Origin of the sequence: Serratia sp. CY76391 (genome assembly GCF_052166695.1) — a bacterium.
Classification (GTDB): Bacteria; Pseudomonadota; Gammaproteobacteria; order Enterobacterales; family Enterobacteriaceae; genus Serratia; species Serratia nematodiphila.
The window spans coordinates 1,017,247-1,041,712 of sequence record NZ_JBJNOJ010000001.1; the positions used below are offsets into that span (position 1 = coordinate 1,017,247).

The 24,466-nt window shown below is 57.8% G+C and carries 27 protein-coding genes and 1 pseudogene; 14 read left to right on the forward strand and 14 right to left on the reverse strand.

The annotated features are described in order from the left end of the window. Positions 1–122: 122 nt before the first annotated feature. Both ACJ8PN_RS05155 and ACJ8PN_RS05160 read right to left on the reverse strand, forming a co-directional pair. Positions 123–407, reverse strand: a complete 285-nt coding sequence (locus ACJ8PN_RS05155; RefSeq protein ID WP_171453766.1) for a YciI family protein — start codon at positions 405–407, stop codon at positions 123–125. Positions 408–508: 101 nt separating this feature from the next. Then, entirely contained in the window at positions 509–1,429 is a 921-nt protein-coding gene (locus ACJ8PN_RS05160) for a Kdo(2)-lipid IV(A) acyltransferase (RefSeq protein WP_033638030.1), read from the reverse strand. 261 nt (positions 1,430–1,690) lie between these two features. Here ACJ8PN_RS05160 and ACJ8PN_RS05165 point away from each other — a divergent pair, with 261 nt between their 5' ends. Together ACJ8PN_RS05165 and trhO are read left to right on the forward strand one after the other, a co-directional pair. Then, positions 1,691–1,849 (forward strand): hypothetical protein, encoded by a 159-nt coding sequence (locus tag ACJ8PN_RS05165; RefSeq protein WP_015377427.1) that lies wholly within the window; start codon positions 1,691–1,693, stop codon positions 1,847–1,849. A gap of 118 nt (positions 1,850–1,967) precedes the next feature. Continuing rightward, positions 1,968–3,035: an oxygen-dependent tRNA uridine(34) hydroxylase TrhO gene (gene trhO / locus ACJ8PN_RS05170; protein WP_015377428.1), complete on the forward strand. Its 1,068-nt coding sequence runs from the start codon at positions 1,968–1,970 to the stop codon at positions 3,033–3,035. A 43-nt stretch (positions 3,036–3,078) separates the two neighbouring features. Here trhO and ACJ8PN_RS05175 read toward each other — a convergent pair whose 3' ends face one another. Together ACJ8PN_RS05175 and ACJ8PN_RS05180 are read right to left on the reverse strand one after the other, a co-directional pair. Beyond that, positions 3,079–3,657 carry a YceI family protein gene (locus tag ACJ8PN_RS05175; protein ID WP_015377429.1) on the reverse strand — a complete coding sequence of 193 codons (579 nt, stop codon included), beginning with the start codon at positions 3,655–3,657 and terminating at the stop codon, positions 3,079–3,081. A gap of 23 nt (positions 3,658–3,680) precedes the next feature. After that, a complete protein-coding gene (locus ACJ8PN_RS05180) occupies positions 3,681–4,235 on the reverse strand; it encodes a cytochrome b (RefSeq protein WP_004927830.1) in 555 nt (184 codons plus the stop codon). A 442-nt stretch (positions 4,236–4,677) separates the two neighbouring features. Here ACJ8PN_RS05180 and ACJ8PN_RS05185 point away from each other — a divergent pair, with 442 nt between their 5' ends. Next, complete coding sequence (locus tag ACJ8PN_RS05185; RefSeq protein ID WP_351106808.1) at positions 4,678–5,736, forward strand: AI-2E family transporter; 1,059 nt, start codon at positions 4,678–4,680, stop codon at positions 5,734–5,736. Here the strand turns inward: ACJ8PN_RS05185 and ACJ8PN_RS05190 are convergent. The 8 genes from ACJ8PN_RS05190 to pyrC all read right to left on the reverse strand — a co-directional run bounded on the left by ACJ8PN_RS05190 (position 5,684) and on the right by pyrC (position 11,256). Continuing rightward, on the reverse strand, positions 5,684–6,688 hold the full coding sequence (locus tag ACJ8PN_RS05190) for a zinc-dependent alcohol dehydrogenase family protein (protein ID WP_351106811.1): 1,005 nt from the start codon (positions 6,686–6,688) through the stop codon (positions 5,684–5,686). The two genes, ACJ8PN_RS05185 and ACJ8PN_RS05190, sit on opposite strands and share 53 nt — an antisense overlap. Before the next feature lie 3 nt (positions 6,689–6,691). Beyond that, a complete protein-coding gene (locus ACJ8PN_RS05195; protein WP_004927822.1) occupies positions 6,692–6,808 on the reverse strand; it encodes a DUF2770 family protein in 117 nt (38 codons plus the stop codon). A 122-nt stretch (positions 6,809–6,930) separates the two neighbouring features. Next, positions 6,931–7,557: a LuxR C-terminal-related transcriptional regulator gene (locus ACJ8PN_RS05200; RefSeq protein WP_442534675.1), complete on the reverse strand. Its 627-nt coding sequence runs from the start codon at positions 7,555–7,557 to the stop codon at positions 6,931–6,933. A gap of 216 nt (positions 7,558–7,773) precedes the next feature. After that, positions 7,774–8,889 (reverse strand): N-methyl-L-tryptophan oxidase, encoded by a 1,116-nt coding sequence (solA, locus tag ACJ8PN_RS05205; RefSeq protein ID WP_442534676.1) that lies wholly within the window; start codon positions 8,887–8,889, stop codon positions 7,774–7,776. Positions 8,890–9,028: 139 nt separating this feature from the next. Then, positions 9,029–9,283 carry a biofilm formation regulator BssS gene (gene bssS, locus ACJ8PN_RS05210; RefSeq protein ID WP_004927812.1) on the reverse strand — a complete coding sequence of 85 codons (255 nt, stop codon included), beginning with the start codon at positions 9,281–9,283 and terminating at the stop codon, positions 9,029–9,031. 201 nt (positions 9,284–9,484) lie between these two features. Continuing rightward, positions 9,485–9,763, reverse strand: coding sequence for a hypothetical protein (locus ACJ8PN_RS05215; RefSeq protein WP_004927809.1), 279 nt, complete (start codon positions 9,761–9,763; stop codon positions 9,485–9,487). Between the two features lie 130 nt (positions 9,764–9,893). Then, a complete protein-coding gene (gene dinI, locus ACJ8PN_RS05220; protein ID WP_015377444.1) occupies positions 9,894–10,133 on the reverse strand; it encodes a DNA damage-inducible protein I in 240 nt (79 codons plus the stop codon). A gap of 76 nt (positions 10,134–10,209) precedes the next feature. After that, positions 10,210–11,256 carry a dihydroorotase gene (gene pyrC, locus ACJ8PN_RS05225; protein ID WP_351106815.1) on the reverse strand — a complete coding sequence of 349 codons (1,047 nt, stop codon included), beginning with the start codon at positions 11,254–11,256 and terminating at the stop codon, positions 10,210–10,212. Between the two features lie 213 nt (positions 11,257–11,469). On the opposite strand from pyrC, the pseudogene ACJ8PN_RS05230 reads away from it, so the two are divergent. Beyond that, positions 11,470–11,757: pseudogene (locus ACJ8PN_RS05230) on the forward strand (putative quinol monooxygenase). 60 nt (positions 11,758–11,817) lie between these two features. On the opposite strand, the gene rne reads toward ACJ8PN_RS05230, so the two are convergent. Further along, on the reverse strand, positions 11,818–15,150 hold the full coding sequence (gene rne, locus ACJ8PN_RS05235) for a ribonuclease E (RefSeq protein WP_442534677.1): 3,333 nt from the start codon (positions 15,148–15,150) through the stop codon (positions 11,818–11,820). Between the two features lie 552 nt (positions 15,151–15,702). Between rne and rluC the strand changes: the two genes are divergently transcribed. Next, a complete protein-coding gene (gene rluC / locus ACJ8PN_RS05240; protein WP_351106821.1) occupies positions 15,703–16,662 on the forward strand; it encodes a 23S rRNA pseudouridine(955/2504/2580) synthase RluC in 960 nt (319 codons plus the stop codon). A gap of 6 nt (positions 16,663–16,668) precedes the next feature. Here the strand turns inward: rluC and ACJ8PN_RS05245 are convergent, their stop codons facing one another. Then, entirely contained in the window at positions 16,669–17,250 is a 582-nt protein-coding gene (locus ACJ8PN_RS05245; protein WP_171453775.1) for a Maf family protein, read from the reverse strand. A 141-nt stretch (positions 17,251–17,391) separates the two neighbouring features. On the opposite strand from ACJ8PN_RS05245, the gene yceD reads away from it, so the two are divergent. The 9 genes from yceD to pabC all read left to right on the forward strand — a co-directional run bounded on the left by yceD (position 17,392) and on the right by pabC (position 24,454). Next, positions 17,392–17,913, forward strand: a complete 522-nt coding sequence (gene yceD / locus ACJ8PN_RS05250; protein ID WP_004927780.1) for a 23S rRNA accumulation protein YceD — start codon at positions 17,392–17,394, stop codon at positions 17,911–17,913. A gap of 16 nt (positions 17,914–17,929) precedes the next feature. Next, positions 17,930–18,097 carry a 50S ribosomal protein L32 gene (rpmF, locus tag ACJ8PN_RS05255; protein WP_004927778.1) on the forward strand — a complete coding sequence of 56 codons (168 nt, stop codon included), beginning with the start codon at positions 17,930–17,932 and terminating at the stop codon, positions 18,095–18,097. Between the two features lie 11 nt (positions 18,098–18,108). Then, positions 18,109–19,143, forward strand: a complete 1,035-nt coding sequence (gene plsX, locus ACJ8PN_RS05260; protein ID WP_004928717.1) for a phosphate acyltransferase PlsX — start codon at positions 18,109–18,111, stop codon at positions 19,141–19,143. A gap of 6 nt (positions 19,144–19,149) precedes the next feature. After that, complete coding sequence (locus ACJ8PN_RS05265; protein WP_028128023.1) at positions 19,150–20,103, forward strand: beta-ketoacyl-ACP synthase III; 954 nt, start codon at positions 19,150–19,152, stop codon at positions 20,101–20,103. 18 nt (positions 20,104–20,121) lie between these two features. After that, on the forward strand, positions 20,122–21,051 hold the full coding sequence (fabD, locus tag ACJ8PN_RS05270) for an ACP S-malonyltransferase (RefSeq protein ID WP_171453776.1): 930 nt from the start codon (positions 20,122–20,124) through the stop codon (positions 21,049–21,051). Positions 21,052–21,062: 11 nt separating this feature from the next. Then, entirely contained in the window at positions 21,063–21,797 is a 735-nt protein-coding gene (gene fabG, locus ACJ8PN_RS05275; protein WP_004928729.1) for a 3-oxoacyl-ACP reductase FabG, read from the forward strand. Positions 21,798–21,951: 154 nt separating this feature from the next. Further along, positions 21,952–22,188, forward strand: coding sequence for an acyl carrier protein (acpP, locus tag ACJ8PN_RS05280; protein WP_004719003.1), 237 nt, complete (start codon positions 21,952–21,954; stop codon positions 22,186–22,188). 82 nt (positions 22,189–22,270) lie between these two features. After that, positions 22,271–23,512 carry a beta-ketoacyl-ACP synthase II gene (gene fabF, locus ACJ8PN_RS05285; protein ID WP_004928734.1) on the forward strand — a complete coding sequence of 414 codons (1,242 nt, stop codon included), beginning with the start codon at positions 22,271–22,273 and terminating at the stop codon, positions 23,510–23,512. Between the two features lie 144 nt (positions 23,513–23,656). Further along, positions 23,657–24,454: an aminodeoxychorismate lyase gene (gene pabC, locus ACJ8PN_RS05290; protein ID WP_411261505.1), complete on the forward strand. Its 798-nt coding sequence runs from the start codon at positions 23,657–23,659 to the stop codon at positions 24,452–24,454. Positions 24,455–24,466: the final 12 nt, after the last annotated feature.

A 24,466-nucleotide genomic window follows, 5' to 3' on the forward strand; every position in this document is an offset into this window, starting at 1 on the left:
GTATGCGCCGCCTGCGTGGCAACGGCAAACCAGAGGACGGAAATAGGGTGAAAAATGAAATAAAGTTTTAAAAATGGCGTTTAAACCTTATTCCGCGCTTAGCGCGCGGAATTTACAGCGTTTTATAAGCCGGCCAGCGCCTCGAAACCGGCGGCGGTGGTGGTCGCGCTAAAGTCGATGACTTCGTAGTGGGCCACGGCGTTGAACGGATCTTCGGCCAGGATGGCGTCCAGCTGCGCACGCTCAATGCCCTTGGCCAGGATCACGCCGCCGGTGCGGGGATTCTTGCGGCCGGAAGCGACGAAGGTGCCGTCCTGAAAATATTTCTTAAGCCAGGCGATGTGCCCGTCAAGGTGGCTGTCGACGTCGGCGATCGGGCGATGGTAGGTCAGGTTGACAATGTACATAGCGGCTCCTGGGGTGTCGGCAAAGGCATTACCATCCCACCCTCACCGTCGATTCTCAAGAGGCACGCAATAAAAAACCCGCCGGCGGCGGGTTGGTTTTATCAGTAAAGCGAAGGCTCGCCTTCCGGACGGGTCTTGAAGCGGCGATGCAGCCACATGTATTGGTCCGGCGCCATCAGGATCTCTTTTTCCACCACTTTATTCATGAAGGCGGCGGCGTCGAGTTCATTATCCAGCGGGAAGTTTTCCACCGCCGGCTGCATGATCAGCTCATACCCTTTGCCGTCCGGCAGGCGACGCGGGGTGAACGGAATGATCGCCGGTTTACCCATTCGCACCAGCACATAGCTGCCGGTGGTGGTGGCGGCTTTATCCACGGCGAACAGCGGCACGAAAACGCTGCTGCGCGGGCCGTAGTCGTGATCCGGCGCATACCAGATGATATCGCCCTGTTTCAGGGCACGGATCATGCCTTTGATGTCCTTGCGATCCAGCATCGACTTGTTGGAACGCATGCGCCCCCAGGTTTGCAGCCAGTCCATCAGCTTGTTGTCGTGCGGGCGGTAAACGCCGATGCCCGGGTTGTGAATGCCGAAGATGCGCGCGCCCAGCTCCAGCGTCAAAAAGTGCAGGCCAATCAGCAGCACGCCCTGCTGGTTGTCGCGCGCTTTTTGGATATGCTCCAGGCCGCTGACCTTGAACCAGCGCTCGATGCGCCAGTTGGGCCAGAACCACGCCATGCCGGTTTCAAACAGCCCCATGCCGACCGACTCGAAATTCTTTACCACCAGCGCATCGCGTTCGGCCTGCGGCATGTCGGGAAAACAGAGCTCGAGGTTGCGTTGGGCGATAGCGACGCGCCGCTTGAGAAAGCGCATGGAAAATCGCCCAATCGAGGTGCCGAGCCAGTAGATGACGGGGTAAGGCAGCAACACCAGCAGATACAGCAAGCCGATGCCGACCCAGGTCAGCCAGTAGCGCGGGTGCAATAAGGAGCGATTGAAAGTAGGAACTTGAGTCATGGGTTCTCTGTTTGAATACGGTTGTTTAAGTGTAATGACAGCGTCATCGCACGGCCTGGCAGCCGGGTGAACTCGGCGGCAAGGTTCGTTTCTGCCGTTTGTTTGCGACTATTGTGGCATTTTTCTGGCGATCCGGGAAAACACAACGCATTAAAATCCCTTTTGGGGCGTTAAATATGCATCGAATGCCGAATTTTTCCACAATCTTTCCTGCCAAAGATAATGGCGATATTATTGTCGGTAATTATTTAGAGGGTAAATATGTTGGCATCATGGATCAGTGCGGGGCTGCTGGTGTTGGGTGCGGCGGTCGGCAGCGTCGGCGCACATCTGCAGATGAACGCGATATTGGCGCTTGCCGGCGTGATGATGGCGCTCGGTATGGTGGCTTCCGCGTTTACCGAAGGCGGCGGGCGCTGAACGGGGCGCTGCGCCAGGGCTGCGCGGCGGCGGTTTTTCGGGTATGATGTGCGCCGCGCGTGGGCCTGCTGGCTGCGCGCGGTAATCAGTCACCTCCCGAAAGACAGGAAAGTACACCATGCCAGTGTTACATAACCGAATTTCTAATGAGGAACTGAAGGCGCGCATGCTGGCGGAAACCGAGCCGCGCACCACAGTTTCTTTTTACAAATACTTCTCCATCGACGATCCCAAGGCGTTTCGCGACAGCCTGTACGTTCAGTTTGAAAAACTGAAGGTGTTTGGCCGCATCTACGTGGCGAAAGAGGGCATCAACGCGCAGATTAGCGTGCCGCAGCATAACTTCGACGCGTTCAAAGCCGCGCTGTTCGCCTCGCACCCGGCGTTGGATCAGGTACGCCTGAATATCGCGCTCGAAGACGACGGCAAATCCTTCTGGGTGCTGCGCCTCAAGGTGCGCGAGCGTATCGTGGCCGATGGCATCGATGACGAAAGTTTCGATCCGAGCAACGTCGGCGAGTATCTGCAGGCCGAGCGCGTCAATCAGATGATCGACGATCCGAATACGGTATTTGTCGATATGCGCAACCACTATGAGTACGAAGTCGGCCACTTCGAAAACGCCATCGAGGTACCGTCGGATACCTTCCGCGATCAGCTGCCGATGGCGGTGGAGATGCTGCAGGACAGCAAAGACAAGAATATCGTCATGTACTGCACCGGCGGCATTCGCTGTGAAAAAGCCAGCGCCTATATGCTGCACAACGGTTTTAAAAACATCTACCACGTGGAAGGCGGGATCATCGAATACACCCGCAAAGCGAAGGAACAGGGGTTGCCGCTGAAGTTTATCGGCAAAAATTTCGTGTTCGATGAGCGCATGGGCGAGCGCATCTCCGACGATGTGATCGCCAACTGCCACCAGTGCGGAGCGCCGTGCGACACACATACCAACTGCAAGAACGACGGCTGCCATCTGCTGTTCATTCAGTGCCCGAGCTGCGCCGCCAAGTTTGAAGGATGCTGCAGCGAGATTTGCCGCGAAGAGCTGAAGCTGCCGCGCGAAGAGCAGCGCGCGCGCCGTGCCGGCCGTGAAAATGGCGTCAAGATCTTCAATAAGTCGAAAGGCTTGCTGCAGACCACGATGCACATTCCGGCACCGGAAGAAGAAGGCCCAGCCCGCTGAGCCTGAGGAAATGAGAAGCCCGGCCGCCAAGCCGGGCTTTTTTTTATTTCTCGCGCACGCCTTCTACGGAGATGATCAGCTCAACGTCTTGCGACGCCGGGCCCAGATCGGTGGTGATGCCGAAATCTTTCAGCTTGATCTTGCCGTTGGCTTCAAAGCCGGCGCGGTAGCCGCCCCACGGATCGTTGCCCTGGCCAATCAGTTTGGCATCGAGCGTAACCGGTTTGGTGACGCCGTTCAGCGTCAGGTTGCCGACCACCGCATAACCGTCGCCGTTTTTCTTCACTTCGGTGGATTCAAACTTGGCCTGCTTGTTCTTCTCCACGTTGAGGAATTCGGCGCTGCGCAGGTGCTTGTCACGCTCGGCATGGTTGGTGTCGACGCTGGCGGTATTGATGGTCACGTTGACCTTGTCCTTCGAAGGATCTTTTTCGTCGAAGGTGAAGCCGCCGTCGAAGTCTTTAAAGCTGCCGTACAGCCAGCTGTAGCCCAGATGCTGGATGCGGAACTCGATAAAGGCGTGCTGGCCCTGTTTGTCGATCTTGTAGTCCGCGGCCAGTGCGGAACCGGCGCTCAGCAGCAGGGCGCCTGCGGTCAGGCCCAATACGGTCTTTTTCAACATAGCAATCTCCATAAATCCAAAGGTTAATCGGCGCTGCTACCCAGCATCCGTTTCAAAGTGACATCACGATCGATAAAGTGATGTTTAAGCGCGGCCAGCCCGTGCAGTACCGAGAGCACTACCACGGCCCAGGCCAGGTAAAGGTGTATGGCGCCGGCGGTGTCGGCCTGTTCCGCCATGCCGGTGACGGTGGCGGGCACGTCGAACCAGCCGAAGACGCTGATCGGTTGGCCGTCGGCGGTGGAGATCAGATAGCCGCTGATCAGAATGCCGAACAACACGGCGTACAGCGCCAGATGCGCGAGGATGGCGCTGACGCGAGTGAGGCGGCCATAGCTGGCCAGAGGTTTGGGCGGCGGCGAGACAAAGCGCCAGATCACGCGGATCACCATCACGATGAACAGCAGCGTGCCGATGCTTTTGTGGATCTCCGGCGCCTGGTGATACCAGACGTCGTAATAGCCCAGCGTGACCATCCACAGGCCGAGCGCGAACATGCCGTACACCGTCAACGCCACCAGCCAGTGGATCAACACTGACACATGGCCGAAACGATCGGCGGTATTTTTCCAGAGCATCCTGTTTCCTTCGATTACCGATTGGCTGGCTGCAATAATTAAACTTTAGGAAACATAAAATCAATAATAAATTTAACTATGTTACTTCTTAGAAATATTAGTCAGTGAATTTGTTTGAGATGTTCGGGAACCTTCAGATAAATCGTTGAAGATGATATTGTTTCTCTCGCTCGGCGATTGTGCTAGTTGTTGAAAATTAGGCTTATTATCTATTAATGTCAGCTTTTGTCATTTTACGTAAACCTCGCGTGAGTTGCCCGATGAGATTATTTGTTGGCAAAGGTTATGCCTATTTTTTGCGGCGCAGAGCAGGGCGGAAAGATTAACGTTGTCGAACGGTTTCGCTAAATCCCCTGCGGTGCAGCGGCGGATTTTGCTACCATTAGCGCCAAGAGACGGCCCCATGAGGCCGGTTAACCCAGTGAAATAACAAGGAAACGTCATGGGCCGAACCCGCGTGACCGACAGCAGCCTGCGTCTGGCCGTCCTGCTGGCGATGTTGGTGATTATTCTGGCCGGGGTGAAAGCCGCCGCCGACATCGTGGTGCCGTTTTTGCTGGCGGTATTTCTCGCTATGGTGTTGAACCCGCTGGTGACGATGCTGGAACGCAAGCGGGTGCCGCGTATCGTCGGGGTGACGCTGCTGCTGACGGCGGTGATCGTGGTCGTGATGCTGTTTATCGGCATGTTGGGCGCTTCGCTCAATGAGTTCGCCCGCTCGCTGCCGCAGTACCGCGGCATGATGATCGAGAAGCTGCGCGAGCTGCAGCATTACGCCGATCGCTTCAATATCAGCCTCTCCAGCGAAGCGATGCTGCAGTATGTCGATCCCAGCGCGGCGATGAATCTGGTCACCCGCATGCTGGGGCACCTGTCTGGCGCCATGACCAACGTCTTCCTGCTGCTGATGACCGTGGTGTTTATGCTGTTCGAAGTGCAGCTGCTGCCTTACAAGCTGCAGCAGGCGCTGGATAAGCCGAACGAGGGGCTCGCCGCGATGCGGCGGGCGCTGGACGGCGTGACGCGCTATCTGGTGATTAAAACCATCATCAGCCTGGCCACCGGGGTGATCGTCTGGATCTTCCTGGCGGCGGTCGGCGTGCGTTTTGCCTTTATCTGGGGGCTGCTGGCGTTTCTGCTCAACTATATTCCCAATATCGGCTCGGTGTTGGCCGCCATTCCGCCGCTGATTCAGGCGCTGCTGTTCAACGGATTGGGGGATGCGCTGGTGGTGGCGGGCGGCTTTATCGCTGTCAACATGGTGATCGGCAATATCCTCGAGCCGCGCGTGATGGGGCGCGGGCTGGGGCTGTCGACGCTGGTGGTGTTCCTGTCGCTGATCTTCTGGGGCTGGCTGCTCGGCCCGGTGGGCATGTTGCTGTCGGTGCCGCTGACGATCGTGGCGCGCATCGCGCTGGAGACCACCGAGGGCGGCTATCGGCTGGCGGTTATCCTGGGGGACGGCCGCCCGCCGCGCCAGCCTCCGGCGCCGCCGGAGTGAGGAAGATTTTTCCGCTCACGCCGGGTTGTGCGGCATGCTGCAGCGCCGCTGCGTACTGATGCAAAGGATAAATCGCGGCGGGTGGGCGCAGCGCCAGCTGGCCGCGCCGCAGCAGCTGGAACAACTGATAAAACGCCATCTGCCATTGCGCCGGCGCCGCCTGTGCGTTCCATTTGCGCAGGTGGAACAGCGAAGCGCGCAGCTTTAACTCGTCCACCACGCGCCGCCAGTCTACCTGGCGGCCGCTCAGCAGGCCCAACGCCACAAAATCGCCGCCGGAGCGTACCGCCCGCGCCAATTGCAATCCGTCTTCTCCACCGATGCAGTCGATGGCCGCACGGGCGCCAAAATTCTTCATTTCCACCAGCTGCGGCGCTTCGATAACGCGCCAGGCGCCGGCGGCCAGTAAAGCCTGGCGATGAGCGGCGTTGCGCACCACGACCGCCAGACGAATGCCGCGCAGCGCCGTCAGCTGCGCCAGCAGCAGGCTGACAGCGGAGCCGCCGCCGTTGAGCAGCAGTACGTCGCCGGCGTTGAGCGGCAGCCATTGCGTCAACAGCACCCAGCAGGTGAGCGGGTTGATATAGATTTGCGCTGCGCCAGCGTCGTCAATGTCGTCCGGCACCCAGACCACCCGATCCTCAGGCAGCGTGACGAAGGTTTGCCAACTGCCGTTACCCGCTACCGCCAGTGCGCGTCGGCCCGTTGAATGCCCATTCTGCGGATTGACGATGATGCCTACGCCTTCATATCCCGGCACCTGCGGCAGGGCGATGCGGTGCGCGTATTGGCCGTGGATCGGGATCAGATCGGAAGGGTTGATCGGGGCATAGCGCATCTGCAATAACCGCTGCCCGGGGCACAGCAGCGGTCTGCTCATCTGCTGCAATTCCAGCACCTGGGTGGGATCGCCGAAGCGGCTGAAGCTCAATCGGGGAAATAACGGCGGCATGGCTTACATGACGAAGAAGAAATAGACATCCAACGCCAGCAGCACCAGCCACAGACAAAGGTAAAGCACCAAGTGCTCCCGCACATTGTTGACGATAGCCGCCAGTATTCGGTTTAACATTTCAGCCGCCTGAAGAGAAGGACCCTTGATTATAGTCCTTTTCTCGGCGTCTTTTACAGCGCGCCGCGCGTGAGTGCTGGAAGAGCGGCGATAAAAAAGCCTGCGTTATCGCAGGCTTGATGTTATACCGCCAGCAGCGCCAGCGGCGTCGAATTGGTTGGCGTGCTCGGTGGGTAGAAATAGCGCAGCACGTTATACAGCGAGTAGAACTCCAGCCGGTTGCGCGCGTTGATCTTCTCCGTGATGTGACGCTTGTGCACGTACACCGTATGCGAGCTGATCTGCAGCTTTTTCGCGATGCGGTAGTTGGGCATCTCCGCCATCCAATATTTCATTACCGTCAGTTCTTGCGGGCTGAACAGGGAATGCTCTTCGCCGTCATCGGCCAGCGCCAGCGGATTTTCGCGCAGCGTGCGTAAGGTGAGCGGCAGAATGCTTTTATTGAACAGAAAGGCATTATCGGCAATGCGCATTGGCGCTTCGCTGTAAGGATAAGGTGTATCGAGATAGATAAACAGCAAGGCGGACTGGCTGGCTTCCATAAATGCCTGCAGCTGTGCGTCCGCTTCGTTATAGCGGCATTGGTTGCTGAGGTTCACCAGAATGTGGCTCGGCTGAAAGCTGGCCAACAGCGGCGTAGCGTATTCAATGCTGTGGCAGCACTTGATCGTCGTAATCCCACTATCAGCAAAGTAGCTGGCTATACCGACCCGGGTGAAGCAGCATTCGTCCACGACAAGTAGTTTCATGGTGACGTCCTTGTTGAAAGCCGATGGAGCATATCTTCTGTAAAATAGGACTTACACTGCAAGTGTTCAATTCGGAAATTCAAATGCTGAATGCAAGAAATTTCCGTTATCAGAATTTTTACTTGGTATTTAAAAGAGTTAGCAGGTTAATAAATTGTAACCGGCAGATTTCGCTGTCCAGGGCGCGACGGGAACGTGGACAGCGAAATTCTTCGCTTAGCTGAATCGCTTCAGACCAAAGCTGGAGAGGTCAACCGGCGGCGCTTTGTCCTGCGCGAACAGCGCGGCGATCTCGCCCAGTGCGCTGGCGAACTTGAAGCCGTGGCCGCTCAATCCGCTGATGACCATCAGGCGATCGCAATCCGGCAGGGTATCGATAATAAAATCTTCGTCGGGGCTCATATCATAACTGCAGGCTTCGCCGTGTAAACATACGCCTACACCCGGCAAAAATTGCCGCAGGAAGGAGAAAACTTCCGTGCCGTCGCTGGCGTAGCTGCCGAAGGGTTTGCGCTGTTCGGGGGCATCCATCGGCTGGCCGCCGTCGTGTTTGCCCACTTTCAGGCCATCGTTATCCGCCGGGAAGCCGTAATAGTGCGTGCCGTCCTGCGCTTCGACGGTAAAGGCCGGGAAGCGATTGTTCACGCTGTAGCGGCCGTCCGCCTGATGCCAGGAGAATACCTTGCGCAATGGCGCGATAGGCAGCTGCGGCAACAGCGCTTTCACCCAGGTACCTGCGGTGACCACCGCTTTTCGCGCCGTGAAACGCCCTTCGCCGGTGACGATCTCAACGCCGCCATCAATGGGGTTCACCGCGCTGACCGGGCAGTTGAACAGCTGGCTGCAGCCGGCCTCTTTCGCCAGTTTGATCAGGCTGGCAACCGCCAGTTCGGAGCGCAGGAAGCCGGCGTCCGGCTCGAAGACGCCGACGTAACCTTCCGGCGCGCGGAATTCCGGCCAGCGTTGAGCGATCTGTTCGGCGCTGAGGGTTTGCGCATTCAGGCGAAACTTTTGCGCGCTCTGCTGAGCATTGCGAATGAATTCGGAGTGCTGCGGCCCCAGGTTGAGTACGCCGCACGACTGGAACAGTTCTTCACCGGATTGCTGAATCAGCGCATTCCACAGCGCCTGTGCGCGCAGCACCAGCGGCACGTACTTTTCACCTTCGCCGTAAGCGTGACGAATGATGCGGGTATTGCCGTGATGGCTGCCGTTGCGGTGTGGAGGAATGGCGCTGTCGATCATCAGCGCTTTCAAGCCGGCCCGGGTAGCGTAATACCCTGCCGCCGCGCCGACTGAACCGCTGCCCACCACGATCAAATCATATTCCACGTGCCCACCCTCTCTGATAGCAATTGCTTATCGCCCCATGATAAAAGGTTGGCGAGCGCAATGCACTGATTGAACGGTGAAAGGCAAAGAAAAAGGCGCCGGGAACGGTCACGGCGCCTTAGGGTTAGGGGACGATGAATCAATGTTTTCTGCGATCAAGATCCTGGTAATCCGTAGCTTCAATCTTGGCGATGCCGGCCTCTAAAATATTGATTAATTGACGGGCGACATCTGTAGTCAGCCAAAGCGTTCGGTCTACTTGGGCTTCTTCGGGCGTTTGGTCTAGTGAAGACAGGTAATGAAGGCGTATCATCATGGCGTCGTAAACGTCGACAGTACTGATATCCCAACCGACAAGCGGGTGCGTCTGAATTACTTCATCATTTCTGTCCATAAAGACCCCTTATTGAGTAGTAACTACCGTGAGTGACTAACGAGGATCAATGCGGCTCATCATCATGAGAGCAATTACAGTATACGCATCCGCTTTCATCGGTGGAGAGGGTTGTCACCGAAATTTGCAAAATAAATATTTATTTGAACAATTATTCTACAAATTTGTATGTGCAGCAGTGGATGAGCAGAGCGCAGCGCGTTATTCCGCGTCGGCAGGCGGCGATGCGCCATGCAGACATTTTTCCAGCTCTTCGGCCAAATGGGCGAAATGCTTTTGCGTTTCGGCATCGCGATTCTGGCTGTGCGATTCCAGCTTCAGGCTGTGGATCAGCCGTTGGTTGGCTTTGTCATCCAGGCTGAAGGCCAGATAAGAAAAAGCCACTTCCAGTACGTTCAAGCGCCTTTTCTGATCGGCTATCAGCGCCAGCAGTTCGCCAAACGTCATTGCGTCTTCGGATTTCACCTTGTCCGGGGCCATGCTTACTCCTTTGCGTTAAATACAGCGCTGAGGCGGATTTTGTTCCAGAGTAAGGGTAAGCGATGAATGGGCAGGGCGCCAGAAACAAAAAAGCCGGAGAGCGACCCCCGGCAAAAACAGCATTGCAGTGTTATTCTGCGCTAAACCATTCGTCTGCGCTTTCCCAGGTTTCCTGAAGGATTTCCTCGATCAGATCCCGGTCTGTTTTGGCGCCCCCCAGCACGGAGAGCCCGTTGGCGCCGGCATAACGTACGTGCACGACGGCGTCTGGAAACTGGCGGTTGACCCGCTTGCCCAGTTCACCGGTCAGCGCCTCAATGGCGCCCGCCGGCAGCGGCCGGGTTTTATCTATAGTGACTTCAACACGCATAATTGCCCCCCGAAGCGATTTACTGTTTATTTATACAGTTAACCGAGTGCGGGGGCAAGAGGGCGAAGCAAAAATATCAGTCTTTCAGCGACCAGTTCAGGGTTTCACCCGCCAGGAAGGGGATCACGGATTCATTGCCGAGGGCGATCTCTTCCGGCTGGGTGGTTGGCACGCGCTGCAGTTCGATGAAGTCTTCGTTGAGCGGCAGGCCATAGAAGCGCGGGCCGTTGAGCGAGCAGAAGGCTTCAAAGTGTTCCAACGCGCCGAGTTGTTCGAACACGGCGGCGTAAGCCGGGATGGCATTCGGCGCGTTGAAGCAACCGGCGCAGCCACAGCTGGACTCTTTACGGTGCTTGAGGTGCGGCGCGGAGTCGGTGCCAAGGAAGAAGCGCTCCGAGCCGCTGGCCACCGCCTGACGCAGCGCCTCCTGGTGGATATTGCGCTTGAGGATCGGCAAGCAGAACAGGTGAGGGCGAATGCCACCGACCAGCATGTGGTTGCGGTTGAACATCAGGTGCTGCGGCGTGATGGTGGCGCCGAGGAAACGATTGCCTGCCTGCACATATTGCGCCGCTTCCTTGGTGGTGATGTGCTCGAAGACGATCTTCAGCTCAGGGAAATGCTGGCGAATCGGTTCCATCACCTGCTCGATAAAGCGCGCCTCGCGGTCGAAGATATCGACGGCGGGATCGGTCACTTCGCCGTGGATCAGCAAAGGCATGCCGATTTTTTGCATCTGTTCGAACAGCGGGTAAATACCGGTCACGTCGCTCACGCCGTGGCTGGAGTTGGTGGTGGCGTTGGCCGGATACAGCTTGGCGGCAGTAAACACCCCTTGCTCGAAGCCGTTGACCAGTTCACTGGCCGCCAGGGAGTTGGTCAGGTAGCAGGTCATCAGCGGAGTGAAGTTGTGCCCCTGCGGGACCGCCGCCAGAATGCGATCGCGGTAGGCGCGTGCGGCGGCCACGGTCGTTACGGGCGGAACCAGGTTCGGCATCACGATCGCCCGGCCAAATACCTGACTGGTATAGGGCACCACCGTTTTCAGCATTTCATCGTCACGCAGGTGGATATGCCAGTCGTCTGGGCGGCGGATTTTCAGAACTTGAGGTTGTGCGGTCATCTAGCTAGGCTCCGGCGGTCAAATACGTCTAATGAAAAGCGAATAATGGGTTTATTCACGCCGGGGTGTAAGGATAAGCGGAAAGTGCCGCAGATGCATCTGTTTGTTGGCGACAAGTTGAAATCAATAGCGCGGCGGGCGCATAGTAACCGGGATTTCAACGATGCCGACGCCAATACCGTCGACCGTCATCAAGTGGAAAGGGAGAAAGCAATGGAAGTACGCGTTATCGCCACCCTGCAAGCGAAAGCGGGATTTGAAGCCGCCGTCAGCGAAGCGGTGCACGACATTATCGAGCCGAGCCGCTAGGAGTTGGGCAACCTGCAATATGACTTGCATCGCGATCTGGAAAAGCCGGGTGTTTTCGTGTTCTTTGAGCGTTGGGCCAGCAGCGAAGCGCTGGATAAGCATAATGAGACGGCGCATTTTCAGCAGTTCGTCAGCCGGCTTGACGGCAAGTTGGATGTTCTGGACATCAAAAAACTGAAGAAGATCGCCTGAGTATTTTACAGGCAAGAAAAAACCCGCCGATGGCGGGTTTTTTTAGGGTTGCAGATTAACTTATTCGTTAACCGGCTGCGGTTTGGTGGCCGGCGCGGTCGCCTGGCTTACCGCCGAATGGCCGCCTGCGGAGCCTTTGCCTTCGAAGTTGAAGGAAGGGCGCTGCCAGTCGCTGTGCTTGCGTTCTTCCGGCACATAGGCTGGTGCCGGTGCTTTGGTCATCGGCGCAGTGGCGATGTGTTTGTACAGCACGTTCTGCACGGCTTTCACCGGCGCCGGCTGCTGAGCAACCACTGGCGCAGGGGCTGTTTCCTCCGGAGCGGCTTCCACGGCTGCCGCCGCAGGTGCAGCTTCTACCACTGGCGTTTCTTCCGCCGGCGCGGCTTCTACCGGCGCAGTTTCGACCACAGGCTCGTCCTCCACCGACTTAGCTTCAACCACAGGCTCTGCAGCAACGGTTTCAACTACCGGCTCGGCTTCCACTGCCGGGGCAGTCTCTTCCACTTTCGGCTCTTCAACCGCGGCTTCCGCCGGCGCCGGGGTTTCCTCGGCCGGGATAGCAACGACAGGCTCTACGGCTGCAGCTTCTTCCGTGACGGTGACGGCGGCAGTTTCAACGGCGGCTTCTGGTGCCGGTTCGTTGACGCTGGCCGCGGCCTGGGTTTCTTCCACGGCAACGTTGTGTTGTTCAACCGCTGCGGCGACAACCGGTGCCTGCTCTACGGCTTCGGTCTGCACTTCGGCTTCTTCAACCTGAGCGACCGGGTAGCTTACCCAGACTTTGCCCGATGCCATTTCCGGCGAAGCGAAGGCACCCGCCAGCGGCATTGGAGATTGCAGCGGGTAACGCTCATCGCGGTAACGACGGCGGCGCTGGCCGCTGACGCGCAGGTGGCGCGGTGAACGGCGGGAACGGCGCGGCATGCCTTCGCCGTTGCCGCGGCTTTCGCCCTGGGCATCGTCTTCCGGCTGTGCGGCAACGGTTTCCGGCAGCAGCTTGACGCTGTCATCGGCGGTCGGCTGCACGTCTTCGGCTTTCGCTACCGGCGCCTTCGGCGCCAACAGCTCTTCCGCTGCGCGCTGCAACTCTTCTTCGGCAGACAGGATTCGCACTTTCTGCGTCAGCGTGCGGCGCTGACGGCGCTGCATGTTCTGCTGCTGACGTTCTTCCTGCTCTTCGTCGGTGCTCTCGACCGCGTCAACGCTTTCCAGCGCTTTCACTTCCTGCTGAGCCTGACGTTTCTCTTCCTGACGGCGACGCTGGCGTTCAGCGCGCTGCTCACGGCGTTGCTGCTGATCTTCGCGCGGCGCTTTAGCGCTTTCTTCCGAAGCGGTTTCCTCCGCTACCGGCGCGTTCTGCTGCTGGTTGCGGCGGTTACGACGCTGCTCATCGCGGGACTCACGCGATTCACGGCCTTCACGGTTTTCACGCGGTTCACGGTTGTCGCGCTCGCGATTGTCACGGCCTTCACCGCGCTCTTTACGCTCGCCGCGTTCCGGACGTTCGCCACGCTCACCGCGCTCTTTACGGCCGGTGCCTTGGCGGCGCTGACCGCGACGATCCTGACGACGGCTTTCACCGTTGCCTTCCGCTTTCGGTGTTTCGGCCGGTTTGGCTTCTTCGACGGCAGGTTGTTCTTCACCGGCGAACAGGCTCTTCAGACCACCGAACAGGCGGCCCAGGAAGCCCGGCTTGGCGGCGGCCGGCGCTGCGGCTTTCGCCTTGGCGGCGGCAGCGACAGGTTTGGCCACGGCGACGGGCTCTTCAGCCGGCGGCGGCGCATCGGCGGACAGCGAGAAGGAAGCCAGGGCCGGTTGCTCCGGACGCTTGCGTTCCATCGGCGCATCTTCCAGCGGGCGCTCCATGTCTTCTTCGTGCAGCTTCGGCAGCAGGTAGCTGAGGGTTGAGGTTTCCTCGCCCTTGCGCACGCGCAGCACAGAGTAGTGTGGAGTTTGCATCTGATCGTTCGGCACGATGACGGCTTTCACGCCGCCCTGGCGTTTTTCGATCGCGCTGACGGATTCGCGCTTTTCGTTCAGCAGGTACGAAGCGACCTGAACCGGCACGATAGCGTGAACTTCTTTGGTGTTTTCCTTCAGCGCTTCTTCTTCGATCAGGCGCAGAATGGACAGCGCCAGCGATTCGTTGTCGCGAATGGTGCCGGTGCCGTTACAGCGTGGGCACACGTGGTGGCTGGACTCGCCCAGCGACGGGCTGAGGCGCTGACGCGACATTTCCAGCAGGCCGAAGCGGGAAATGCGGCCGATCTGGATACGCGCGCGGTCTTGGCGCACGGCGTCACGCAGGCGGTTTTCCACTTCGCGTTGGTGGCGTACCGGCGTCATGTCGATGAAGTCGATGACGATCAGGCCGCCGAGGTCGCGCAGGCGCAGCTGGCGAGCGATCTCGTCCGCCGCTTCCAGGTTGGTGTTGAACGCCGTCTCTTCGATGTCGCCGCCGCGGGTTGCGCGCGCGGAGTTGATGTCGATGGCGGTCAGTGCTTCGGTGCTGTCGATGACGATCGAGCCGCCGGACGGCAGGCGCACTTCGCGCTGGAAGGCGGATTCGATCTGCGATTCGATCTGGTAGTGGCTGAACAGGGGAATTTCACCGCTGTACAGTTTGATTTTGCTGCTGAAATCCGGGCGACCCAGCGCAGCGATGTGCTCTTTGGCCAGATCGAGAATTTTCGGGTTGTCGATCAGGATTTCGCCGATGTCCGGGCGCAGGTAGTCGCGGAAGGCGCGCACGATAACGTTGCTTTCCTGGTGGATCAGGAACGGCGCAGGGCGGCCTTCGGCGGCTTTTTTAATCGCTTCCCAGTGCTTCAGACGGAAGGAAAGATCCCACTGCAGCGCGTCGGCAGATTTGCCTACGCCCGCGGTGCGAACGATCAGACCCATGCCGTCCGGCAGCTGCAGCGAAGAGAGCGCTTCTTTCAGCTCGGTGCGATCGTCACCCTCGATGCGGCGAGAAATACCGCCGGCGCGCGGGTTGTTCGGCATCAACACCAGATAGCTGCCCGCCAGGCTGATGAAGGTGGTCAAGGCGGCGCCTTTGTTGCCACGTTCTTCTTTGTCTACCTGAACAATGACTTCCTGGCCTTCGCGCAGCACATCTTTGATGTTCGGGCGACCATGGGAAGAGTAATTGCTAGGGAAGTATTCGCGGGCGATTTCTTTAAGGGGGAGGAAACCATGTCGTTCTGCGCCGTAATCCACGAACGCTGCTTCAAGACTTGGTTCAATGCGGGTGATTTTGCCTTTGTAAATATTCGCTTTTTTCTGCTCATGACCCGGACTTTCGATATCCAAATCATACAGCCGCTGTCCATCTACGAGGGCAACACGCAACTCTTCCTGCTGAGTTGCGTTAATCAACATTCTTTTCATCTTAACTTACTCGTTATTTTTACATTATCGACAAAGCTGCGGGCAAAATAACCTCATGGCCGGAGTTAAACCGAAAGCCCCGTGTCTTCTCGCAAAGTCGTCAACCTCACGGTTGTCGCCTGCATAGGGGCGCATTATCTCGGTAAGCCTGCTTTTCTTTGTGAAAGACAGCACTTTTACTAGGGGAATAGCCTCTGATTTACGTCGACAGATCTGATTCCATTTGCCGGCCAAGCTGCAACCCGCAGCCCGCTAATTGTTTGATTTCGCATTACGTCTTACGCCATTGCTGCGTTTTTGCGCGATCAGACAAATTTTATAATTCCACCGTTTTCCCTGTTTAACGAGAATCAACGCGGAAAGTGACTGCATTATTCCACTGCTGATGCCGTTATAGCAAGGTGACTTTTCCTTAACTGCGGAAGAAATCGCAAACGTTCAAATCGGCTTGCTGCCTTATTGTCCGCTGGGGTTTCGCCCGCCGTCAGAGAGACAGTTAAGCACAGAAAAAGATGTGGCGCTATTCACGCGCTCTATTTAGAATCCCGCACCATGAAAACGAACAATCCAGCAGTACAATTCATCACGATTTCCGACGACGAAGCCGGTCAGAGAATCGACAACTTTCTGCTCGCTCGCCTGAAAGGCGTGCCGAAGAGCATGATTTATCGCATCGTGCGTAAAGGCGAGGTGCGGGTCAATAAAGGGCGCATCAAAGTTGAATACAAATTGGCGGCCGGCGACGTGGTGCGCGTGCCGCCGGTGCGGGTGGCCGAGCGCGAAGAGACGCCGGTGTCGGCCAAGCTGGATAAGGTGGCGGCGCTGGCCGACTGTATTTTGTATGAAGACGAACACCTGCTGATCCTCAACAAGCCTTCCGGCACCGCGGTGCACGGCGGCAGCGGCCTGAGCTTCGGCGTGATCGAAGGGTTGCGCGCGCTGCGCCCGGAAGCCCGCTTCCTCGAGCTGGTGCACCGTTTGGATCGCGATACCTCCGGCGTGCTGTTGGTGGCCAAGAAGCGTTCCGCGCTGCGTTCGCTGCATGAGCAACTGCGGCTGAAGGGCATGCAGAAGGATTATCTGGCGCTGGTGCGCGGCCAGTGGCAATCGCACTGCAAGGCCGTACAGGCGCCGCTGCTGAAAAATATTCTGCAAAGCGGCGAACGTATCGTGCGCGTCAACAGCGAAGGCAAGCCTTCGGAAACCCGCTTCAAGGTAGAAGAGCGTTACGAATTCGCCACTCTGGTGAAGGCCAGCCCGATCACCGGGCGTACTCACCAGATCCGCGTGCACACTCTGCATGCCGGGCACCCGATCGCTTTTGACGATCGTTATGGCGACCGCGAGTTCGATCGTCAACTGGCGGGCACCGGCCTGAAGCGGCTGTTCCTGCACGCTGCGGCGCTGCGCTTTGAGCATCCGGCCACCGGCGAAACGATGCGCATCGAAGCGCCGATGGACGAAGAACTGCGCCACTGCCTGCAGGTGCTGCGCCGGCAGGCGGCCAAGTAATCTGCGTCACACCAGCGGGTTGATGCCTTCAGCTCGCAACATGTCCAACAGCGCGATCAACGGCAGGCCGATCAGGGCGTTCGGATCCCGGCCTTCCAGCTTGTCGAACAGCGCGATCCCCAACCCCTCGCTCTTGAAACTGCCTGCGCAGTTCAGCGGTTGCTCCAGACGCACATAGGCGGCGATCTCCGCTTCGCTTAGCGCGCGAAAATGCACGTGAAACGGCTCGCACAAGGCTTGCAGCTGCTTGCTGCGGCCGTTGTACAGCGCCAGGCCGGTATAGAAAGTCACGGCCTGGCCGCTGGCCTGCCGCAGCTGCGCGCGGGCGTTTTCCTCGGTATGGGGCTTGCCGGTGATGTTGCCATCGATCACGCAGACCTGATCGGAGCCGATGATCAGATGCTCGGGATAGGCGAGGGCCAACGCCTGAGCCTTCGCCGCCGCCAGGCGCAGCACCAGCGCTTCGGCGCTTTCGCCGGGCAAGGGGGTTTCATCCACCTCCGGCGCGGCGCAGTCGAACGGCAACTGCAGCTTCTCCAGCAGCATTTTTCGATAGGGGGAGGTGGAGGCTAAAAGCAATCTCTGCATAATTTTTTTCGCAAACCGTAGCGTAAATGGGTACGGCATTTTAAACTGTCGGCCGCTGTGGAAGCGAATATTGGTGAAAGGAGCCGTTTTACGGCCTTTTTCTTTGACTCTATGTCGTTACAAAGTTAATATGCGCGCCCTATGCAAAAGGTAAAATTACCCTTGACCATTGATGCGGTACGTACCGCTCAGAAACGCCTGGACTATGCTGGTGTCTATGCGCCTGAGCAGGTTACTCGTGTTGCCGACTCCGTGGTCAGTGTGGACAGTGATGTCGAGGTGTCGTTGTCGTTCAATATCGACAATCAACGCCTCGCGGTGATAACAGGGCATGCGGACGTCACGGTAACGTTGATGTGCCAACGCTGTGGAGTCCCGTTCGAACATCAGGTTCACACAACATATTGTTTTAGCCCGGTCGTCAATGATGAGCAGGCTGAGGCATTACCGGAAGCGTACGAACCGATCGAAGTTGACGAGTTTGGCGAAGTCGATCTGTTGGCAATGATTGAAGACGAAATTATTCTTTCACTGCCTGTCGTTCCGGTACATGAATCTGAACACTGTGAAGTGTCCGAAGCGGACATGGTATTTGGCCAACTGCCTCCTGAGGCGGAGAAACCGAATCCGTTTGCCGTATTAGCCAGTTTAAAGCGTAAGTAATTGAGGAGTAAGGTCCATGGCCGTACAACAGAATAAACCAACCCGTTCCAAGCGTGGCATGCGTCGTTCTCACGATGCTCTGACCACGACTACTCTGTCTGTAGACAAAGTATCCGGTGAAACTCACCGTCGTCACCACATCACTGCCGACGGTTTCTACCGCGGTCGCAAGGTTATCGGCTAAGTAGCGATACCTTGACTCGTCTAACCCTGGCGTTAGATGCAATGGGCGGGGACTTCGGTCCCTGCGTCACAGTGCCTGCTTCGTTGCAGGCACTGGCCTCTAATTTACAGCTTCATCTCCTGCTGGTCGGCAATCCCGACGTCATCTCTCCCTTGCTTGCCCACGCCGATCCGGTTCTTCTGGAGCGTCTGCAAGTCGTGCCCGCCGAGTCCGTGATCGCCGGCGACGCCAAACCTTCACAAGCGATACGCGCCAGTCGCGGCACGTCGATGCGCATTGCGCTCGAGCAACTCAGCAGCGGCAACGCGCAGGGGTGCGTCAGCGCCGGCAATACCGGTGCGCTGATGGGATTGGCGAAGCTGTTGGTCAAGCCGCTGGAAGGCATCGAGCGCCCGGCGCTGATGACGGCTATCCCGAACCAGCAACGCAGCAAAACCGTGGTGCTGGATCTGGGCGCCAACGTTGAGTGCGACAGCACCATGCTGGTGCAGTTTGCCGTGATGGGTGCGGTGATGGCGGAAGAGGTGATAGGCATTGCGCAACCGCGGGTGGCGCTGCTGAATATTGGCGAAGAAGAGACCAAAGGCCTGGATAATATCCGCGAAGCGGCCGCTGTGCTAAAAAATACTCCGGCAATCAACTATATTGGTTACCTGGAAGGAAACGAACTGCTCACCGGCAAGACCGACGTGTTGGTTTGTGATGGCTTCGTGGGCAACGTCACCCTGAAAACCATGGAAGGGGTGGTCAGGGTGTTCTTATCGCTGCTGAAATCGTCCGGCGACGGAAACAAGCGAGCGTGGTGGCTGAAATTGTTGGGCCGTTGGTTGCAAAAACGGGTGGTTAAGCGGTTCGGCCACCTGAACCCCGACCAGTATAATGGCGCATGTCTGTTAGGATTGCGCAGCACCGTAGTCAAGAGCCACGGCGCTGCGAACCCTCACGCGTTTGCAGTCGCAATCGAACAGGCTGTGCAGGCGGTGCAGCGGCAAGTCCCGGAAAGGATTGCTGCGCGCCTTGAGGCTGTATTACCTAAGAGTGACTGATCGTACATGTATACAAAGATTCTCGGTACGGGGAGTTATTTGCCCGTACAAGTGCGCACCAATGCTGATTTGGAAAAAATGGTGGATACCTCTGACGAGTGGATCGTCACGCGTACCGGTATCCGCGAACGTCGCATCGCCGCCGCGGATGAAACCGTTGCGACGATGAGCTTCCAGGCCGCTGAGAATGCGCTGGAAATGGCAGGTGTGGCTAAAGAAGACATTGGGCTTATCATCGTGGCGACCACCACGACCACTCACGCGTTCCCGAGCGCGGCGTGCCTGGTGCAGCAAATGCTGGGCATCAAAGACTGCGCGGCGTTCGATCTGGCTGCGGCCTGCGCCGGCTTTACTTATGCGCTCAGCGTGGCCGATCAGTACGTGAAAAACGGCGCGGTCAAACATGCGCTGGTTATCGGCGCAGACGTCTTGTCGCGCACGCTGGATCCTGAAGATCGCGGCACCATCATCCTGTTTGGTGATGGCGCGGGTGCGGTGGTGCTTGGGGCGTCTGAAGAGCCGGGCATTCTGTCTACCCATCTGCATGCCGACGGCAGCTACGGCAACCTGCTGACGCTGCCATACAAGGATCGCCAGAATCAAGACAAGCCGGCCTATGTCACCATGGCGGGCAACGAAGTCTTCAAGGTTGCGGTCACTGAGCTGGCGCGCATCGTCGACGAGACGCTGCAGGCCAACAACATGGACCGCAGCGAGCTGGATTGGCTGGTGCCGCACCAGGCCAATCTGCGCATCATCAGCGCAACGGCGAAAAAACTGGGCATGGGGATGGACAAAGTGGTGGTGACGCTCGATCGTCACGGCAACACCTCTGCCGCCTCGGTGCCTTCCGCACTGGACGAAGCCGTGCGTGACGGGCGAATTCAGCGTGGTCAACTGGTGCTGTTGGAAGCTTTCGGCGGCGGCTTTACCTGGGGCTCGGCGCTGGTTCGTTTCTGATTTGGACAGGAAGAAAAAATGACGCAATTTGCTTTTGTTTTCCCGGGCCAGGGGTCGCAGACCGTTGGCATGCTGGCCGAGTTGGCCACACAGTTCCCGATCGTCGAAGAAACCTTCGGCGAGGCTTCTTCCGCCCTGGGTTACGACCTGTGGCAGCTGGTGCAGCAAGGTCCGGCGGAAGAATTGAACAAAACCTGGCAGACCCAACCGGCTCTGTTGGCCGCTTCGGTGGCGATTTTCCGCGTGTGGCAGCAGCAGGGCGGTAAAGCGCCTGCGCTGATGGCGGGCCACAGCCTGGGCGAGTACTCGGCGCTGGTCTGCGCCGGCGTGCTGGACTTCAAGGCGGCGATCCGTCTGGTCGAGCTGCGCGGTAAGCTGATGCAAGAAGCGGTGCCGGAAGGCACCGGCGCGATGTACGCCATCATCGGTCTGGACAACGACGCGATCGCCAAGGCGTGTGAAGAGTCCGCACAGGGGCAGGTGGTTTCTCCGGTCAACTTCAACTCGCCGGGCCAGGTGGTCATCGCCGGCAACAAAGAAGCGGTTGAACGTGCGGGCGCCGCCTGCAAAGCCGCCGGCGCCAAACGTGCGCTGCCGCTGCCGGTGAGCGTGCCTTCGCACTGCGCGCTGATGAAACCGGCCGCCGACAAGCTGGCCGTGGCGCTGCAGGACATCACCTTCAACGCGCCGCAGGTGCCAGTGGTGAACAACGTCGACGTGCGCGCCGAAAACGATCCTGAAGCGATCCGCAGCGCGCTGGTGCGTCAGCTTTACAGCCCGGTGCGTTGGACCGAGAGCGTAGAATTTATCGCAGCACAGGGAGTGACGTCGCTGCTGGAAGTGGGGCCGGGCAAAGTGCTGACCGGTCTGACTAAACGTATTGTTGACACCCTGACGGCTGCGGCGGTGAACGACACCGCCAGCCTGTCGGCGGCGCTTGAACAATAAAGAGGAAAATGATGAGCTTCGAAGGTAAAATCGTTCTGGTCACCGGCGCGAGCCGCGGTATTGGCCGAGCCATTGCAGAAACGTTTGTAGCACGCGGCGCCAAAGTGATCGGCACCGCGACCAGCGAGAGCGGCGCTGAAGCGATCAGCGGCTACCTGGGCGCAAACGGCAAAGGGTTTATGTTGAACGTTGTTGATGCGCAATCTATCGACAGCGTGCTGGCATCGATTCGTGCCGAATTTGGCGAAATCGACATTTTAGTGAATAATGCCGGCATCACGCGTGATAACCTGCTGATGCGTATGAAGGATGATGAGTGGGAGGATATCCTCGACACCAACCTGACTTCCGTATTCCGCCTGTCAAAAGCGGTAATGCGCGCTATGATGAAAAAGCGGTTTGGCCGTATCATCACCATCGGTTCCGTTGTCGGTACCATGGGGAACGCAGGGCAGGCGAACTACGCGGCGGCTAAAGCCGGTCTGATTGGTTTTAGCAAATCTTTGGCACGTGAAGTTGCTTCTCGTGGCATTACGGTCAACGTCGTGGCACCTGGCTTTATTGAGACGGACATGACACGGGCGTTGACAGATGATCAACGCGCAGGCATTTTGTCATCAGTTCCAGCCAACCGGCTGGGCGATGCTAAAGAAATCGCCAGCGCTGTTGCATTTTTGGCCTCTGATGAGGCCGGCTATATCACCGGTGAAACGTTACATGTCAATGGCGGCATGTACATGATTTAAAAAATGTGAAAACCATTTGCGTTATTTGAGGCAAAAACCGCAAAATAGCGTAAAATCGTGGTTTGACCAGCCGGGATTTAGTTGCATCTTTTTCAGCATTTTATACACTACGAAAACCATCGCGAAAGCGAGTTTTGATAGGAAATTTAAGAGTATGAGCACTATCGAAGAACGCGTTAAGAAAATCATTGTTGAGCAACTGGGTGTTAAACAGGAAGAAGTTTTGAACAACGCTTCTTTCGTTGAAGATCTGGGCGCTGATTCTCTTGACACCGTTGAGCTGGTAATGGCACTGGAAGAAGAATTCGACACCGAGATTCCAGACGAAGAAGCTGAGAAGATCACTACTGTTCAGGCAGCTATTGATTTCATCAACGCTAGTCAGCAGTAAGAGAACATATCTAGGCGGTCGTTCGACCGCCTAAGTTTTTTCTATCCCTAGTGTCATATTTTTCCCTCCCTGGAGGACAAACGTGTCTAAGCGTCGAGTAGTTGTGACCGGACTGGGCATGTTGTCTCCTGTCGGCAATACGGTAGAGTCCACGTGGAACGCTCTTCTTGCCGGTCAGAGTGGCATCAGCCTGATCGACCATTTCGATACCACTGCCTATGCGACCAAGTTTGCTGGCCTGGTAAAGAATTTTAATTCTGAGGATTTCATCTCTCGCAAAGATGCGCGCAAGATGGATGCCTTTATCCAGTACGGTATCGCTGCCGGCATGCAAGCCATGCAGGATGCAGGTCTGGACATTACCGAGGCTAACGCCACCCGCATTGGAGCCGCGATCGGTTCCGGCATCGGCGGCCTGGGTTTGATTGAAGAAAACCACAGTTCACTGGTTAACGGTGGCCCACGGAAAATCAGTCCGTTCTTCGTGCCTTCCACCATTGTGAATATGATTGCAGGTCACCTGACAATCATGTACGGCATGCGTGGCCCAAGCATTTCCATCGCCACCGCCTGTACTTCAGGTGTACACAACATCGGCCATGCGGCGCGCATCATTGCTTACAATGATGCGGACGTGATGCTGGCCGGTGGGGCAGAGAAAGCCAGCACCCCATTGGGCGTCGGCGGCTTTGGCGCAGCGCGCGCCCTGTCCACCCGTAATGACAACCCGCAGGCGGCGAGCCGTCCGTGGGATAAAGACCGCGACGGCTTCGTGCTGGGCGACGGCGCCGGCATGATGGTGCTGGAAGAGTACGAACACGCGAAAAAACGCGGCGCGAAAATCTACGCCGAAGTGGTTGGCTTTGGGATGAGCAGCGATGCTTATCACATGACGTCACCACCGGAAAACGGCGCAGGCGCTGCGCTGGCGATGGAAAATGCCCTGCTTGACGCCGGTGTGACCCCGTCACAAATCGGTTACATCAACGCACACGGCACCTCTACGCCGGCGGGCGACCAGGCGGAAGCGCAGGCGGTGAAATCTGTGTTCGGCGCCGATGCAGAGCGCGTGCTGGTGAGCTCGACCAAATCGATGACCGGCCACCTGTTGGGTGCGGCAGGCGCGATCGAGTCCATCTTCACCGTGCTGGCGCTGCGCGATCAGGCGGTACCGCCAACCATCAACCTGGATAACCCGGATGAAGGTTGCGATCTGGACTTCGTGCCTCACGAAGCGCGCCAGGTCAGCGATATGGAGTACACCCTGTGTAACTCCTTCGGCTTCGGCGGCACCAACGGCTCGCTGATCTTCCGCCGAGTGTAACTCGCGCTGTCGAACGCTGATGAAAGCCCGGTTTTTTAACCGGGCTTTTTTACGCCTGGCGTCCGGCCGTCAGGAGGGCTGCGTATTGCCTCGCCGCCTGCTATTCTGCGAGCGTAATGAAATAACCCGGCAACAGGAGGAAGCATGTACTGGATTAACGGACAACGCCACGACGCGCTGGCGCCGAGCGATCGCGGCCTGCAGTTCGGCGATGGCTGTTTTACGACTGCCCGGGTTATCGACGGTAAAATAGAGTTTTTGCCCTGGCATCTGGAGCGGCTGCAGCAAGCGGCGCAGAGGCTGATGCTGCCCACCACCGATTGGGCGGCTTTCGAGCGCGAGATGGCGCTGGCGGCCGAATCAATTCCGCTCGGCGTGGTCAAAGCGATACTGACGCGCGGCAGCGGTGGGCGGGGTTACAGCCCGACCGGGTGCGAGAACCCGACGCGCATTGTTGCCCGCAGTAGCTACCCTGCGCACTATTTGCAGTGGCGCGAGCAGGGCATTACGCTTGCGCTCAGCCCGGTGGCGCTGGCGCGCAATCCGCTGCTGGCGGGGTTGAAGCATTTGAACCGCCTGGAGCAGGTGCTGATCCGCGCGCATCTTGACCAGACGGGCGCCGACGAGGCGCTGGTGCTTGACACTGCCGGTATGCTGGTGGAATGCTGTGCGGCTAATTTGTTCTGGCGTAAGGGAAAAGCGGTATTTACCCCGGATCTGAGCCAGGCGGGCGTCGCGGGTCTGATGCGGCGGCGGGTGATCGCGCTGCTGGCGGGCTCGGAATACCGTCTGCATTGCGTCAGTGAACCGCTGGAGACGCTGGCCGATGCCGACGAAGTCCTGGTGAGCAATGCACTGATGCCGTTGCTGCCGGTAAACGCTGCACAATCATGGCGTTATGCTTCGCGTCAGCTGTATGATTTTTTGCGTCCACACTGTTAACCATGGCTAATT

Excerpts from the sequence above, each read along its gene's own strand:
- ACJ8PN_RS05155 (WP_171453766.1), bottom strand. The coding sequence starts at position 407 with ATGTACATTGTCAACCTGACCTACCATCGCCCGATCGCCGACGTCGAC.
- ACJ8PN_RS05160 (WP_033638030.1), bottom strand. The coding sequence starts at position 1,429 with ATGACTCAAGTTCCTACTTTCAATCGCTCCTTATTGCACCCGCGCTAC.
- ACJ8PN_RS05165 (WP_015377427.1), top strand. The coding sequence starts at position 1,691 with ATGTTGGCATCATGGATCAGTGCGGGGCTGCTGGTGTTGGGTGCGGCG.
- trhO (WP_015377428.1), top strand. The coding sequence starts at position 1,968 with ATGCCAGTGTTACATAACCGAATTTCTAATGAGGAACTGAAGGCGCGC.
- ACJ8PN_RS05175 (WP_015377429.1), bottom strand. The coding sequence starts at position 3,657 with ATGTTGAAAAAGACCGTATTGGGCCTGACCGCAGGCGCCCTGCTGCTG.
- ACJ8PN_RS05180 (WP_004927830.1), bottom strand. The coding sequence starts at position 4,235 with ATGCTCTGGAAAAATACCGCCGATCGTTTCGGCCATGTGTCAGTGTTG.
- ACJ8PN_RS05185 (WP_351106808.1), top strand. The coding sequence starts at position 4,678 with ATGGGCCGAACCCGCGTGACCGACAGCAGCCTGCGTCTGGCCGTCCTG.
- ACJ8PN_RS05190 (WP_351106811.1), bottom strand. The coding sequence starts at position 6,688 with ATGCCGCCGTTATTTCCCCGATTGAGCTTCAGCCGCTTCGGCGATCCC.
- ACJ8PN_RS05195 (WP_004927822.1), bottom strand. The coding sequence starts at position 6,808 with ATGTTAAACCGAATACTGGCGGCTATCGTCAACAATGTGCGGGAGCAC.
- ACJ8PN_RS05200 (WP_442534675.1), bottom strand. The coding sequence starts at position 7,557 with ATGAAACTACTTGTCGTGGACGAATGCTGCTTCACCCGGGTCGGTATA.
- bssS (WP_004927812.1), bottom strand. The coding sequence starts at position 9,283 with ATGGACAGAAATGATGAAGTAATTCAGACGCACCCGCTTGTCGGTTGG.
- ACJ8PN_RS05215 (WP_004927809.1), bottom strand. The coding sequence starts at position 9,763 with ATGGCCCCGGACAAGGTGAAATCCGAAGACGCAATGACGTTTGGCGAA.
- dinI (WP_015377444.1), bottom strand. The coding sequence starts at position 10,133 with ATGCGTGTTGAAGTCACTATAGATAAAACCCGGCCGCTGCCGGCGGGC.
- pyrC (WP_351106815.1), bottom strand. The coding sequence starts at position 11,256 with ATGACCGCACAACCTCAAGTTCTGAAAATCCGCCGCCCAGACGACTGG.
- rne (WP_442534677.1), bottom strand. The coding sequence starts at position 15,150 with ATGAAAAGAATGTTGATTAACGCAACTCAGCAGGAAGAGTTGCGTGTT.
- rluC (WP_351106821.1), top strand. The coding sequence starts at position 15,703 with ATGAAAACGAACAATCCAGCAGTACAATTCATCACGATTTCCGACGAC.
- ACJ8PN_RS05245 (WP_171453775.1), bottom strand. The coding sequence starts at position 17,250 with ATGCAGAGATTGCTTTTAGCCTCCACCTCCCCCTATCGAAAAATGCTG.
- yceD (WP_004927780.1), top strand. The coding sequence starts at position 17,392 with ATGCAAAAGGTAAAATTACCCTTGACCATTGATGCGGTACGTACCGCT.
- rpmF (WP_004927778.1), top strand. The coding sequence starts at position 17,930 with ATGGCCGTACAACAGAATAAACCAACCCGTTCCAAGCGTGGCATGCGT.
- ACJ8PN_RS05265 (WP_028128023.1), top strand. The coding sequence starts at position 19,150 with ATGTATACAAAGATTCTCGGTACGGGGAGTTATTTGCCCGTACAAGTG.
- fabD (WP_171453776.1), top strand. The coding sequence starts at position 20,122 with ATGACGCAATTTGCTTTTGTTTTCCCGGGCCAGGGGTCGCAGACCGTT.
- fabG (WP_004928729.1), top strand. The coding sequence starts at position 21,063 with ATGAGCTTCGAAGGTAAAATCGTTCTGGTCACCGGCGCGAGCCGCGGT.
- acpP (WP_004719003.1), top strand. The coding sequence starts at position 21,952 with ATGAGCACTATCGAAGAACGCGTTAAGAAAATCATTGTTGAGCAACTG.
- pabC (WP_411261505.1), top strand. The coding sequence starts at position 23,657 with ATGTACTGGATTAACGGACAACGCCACGACGCGCTGGCGCCGAGCGAT.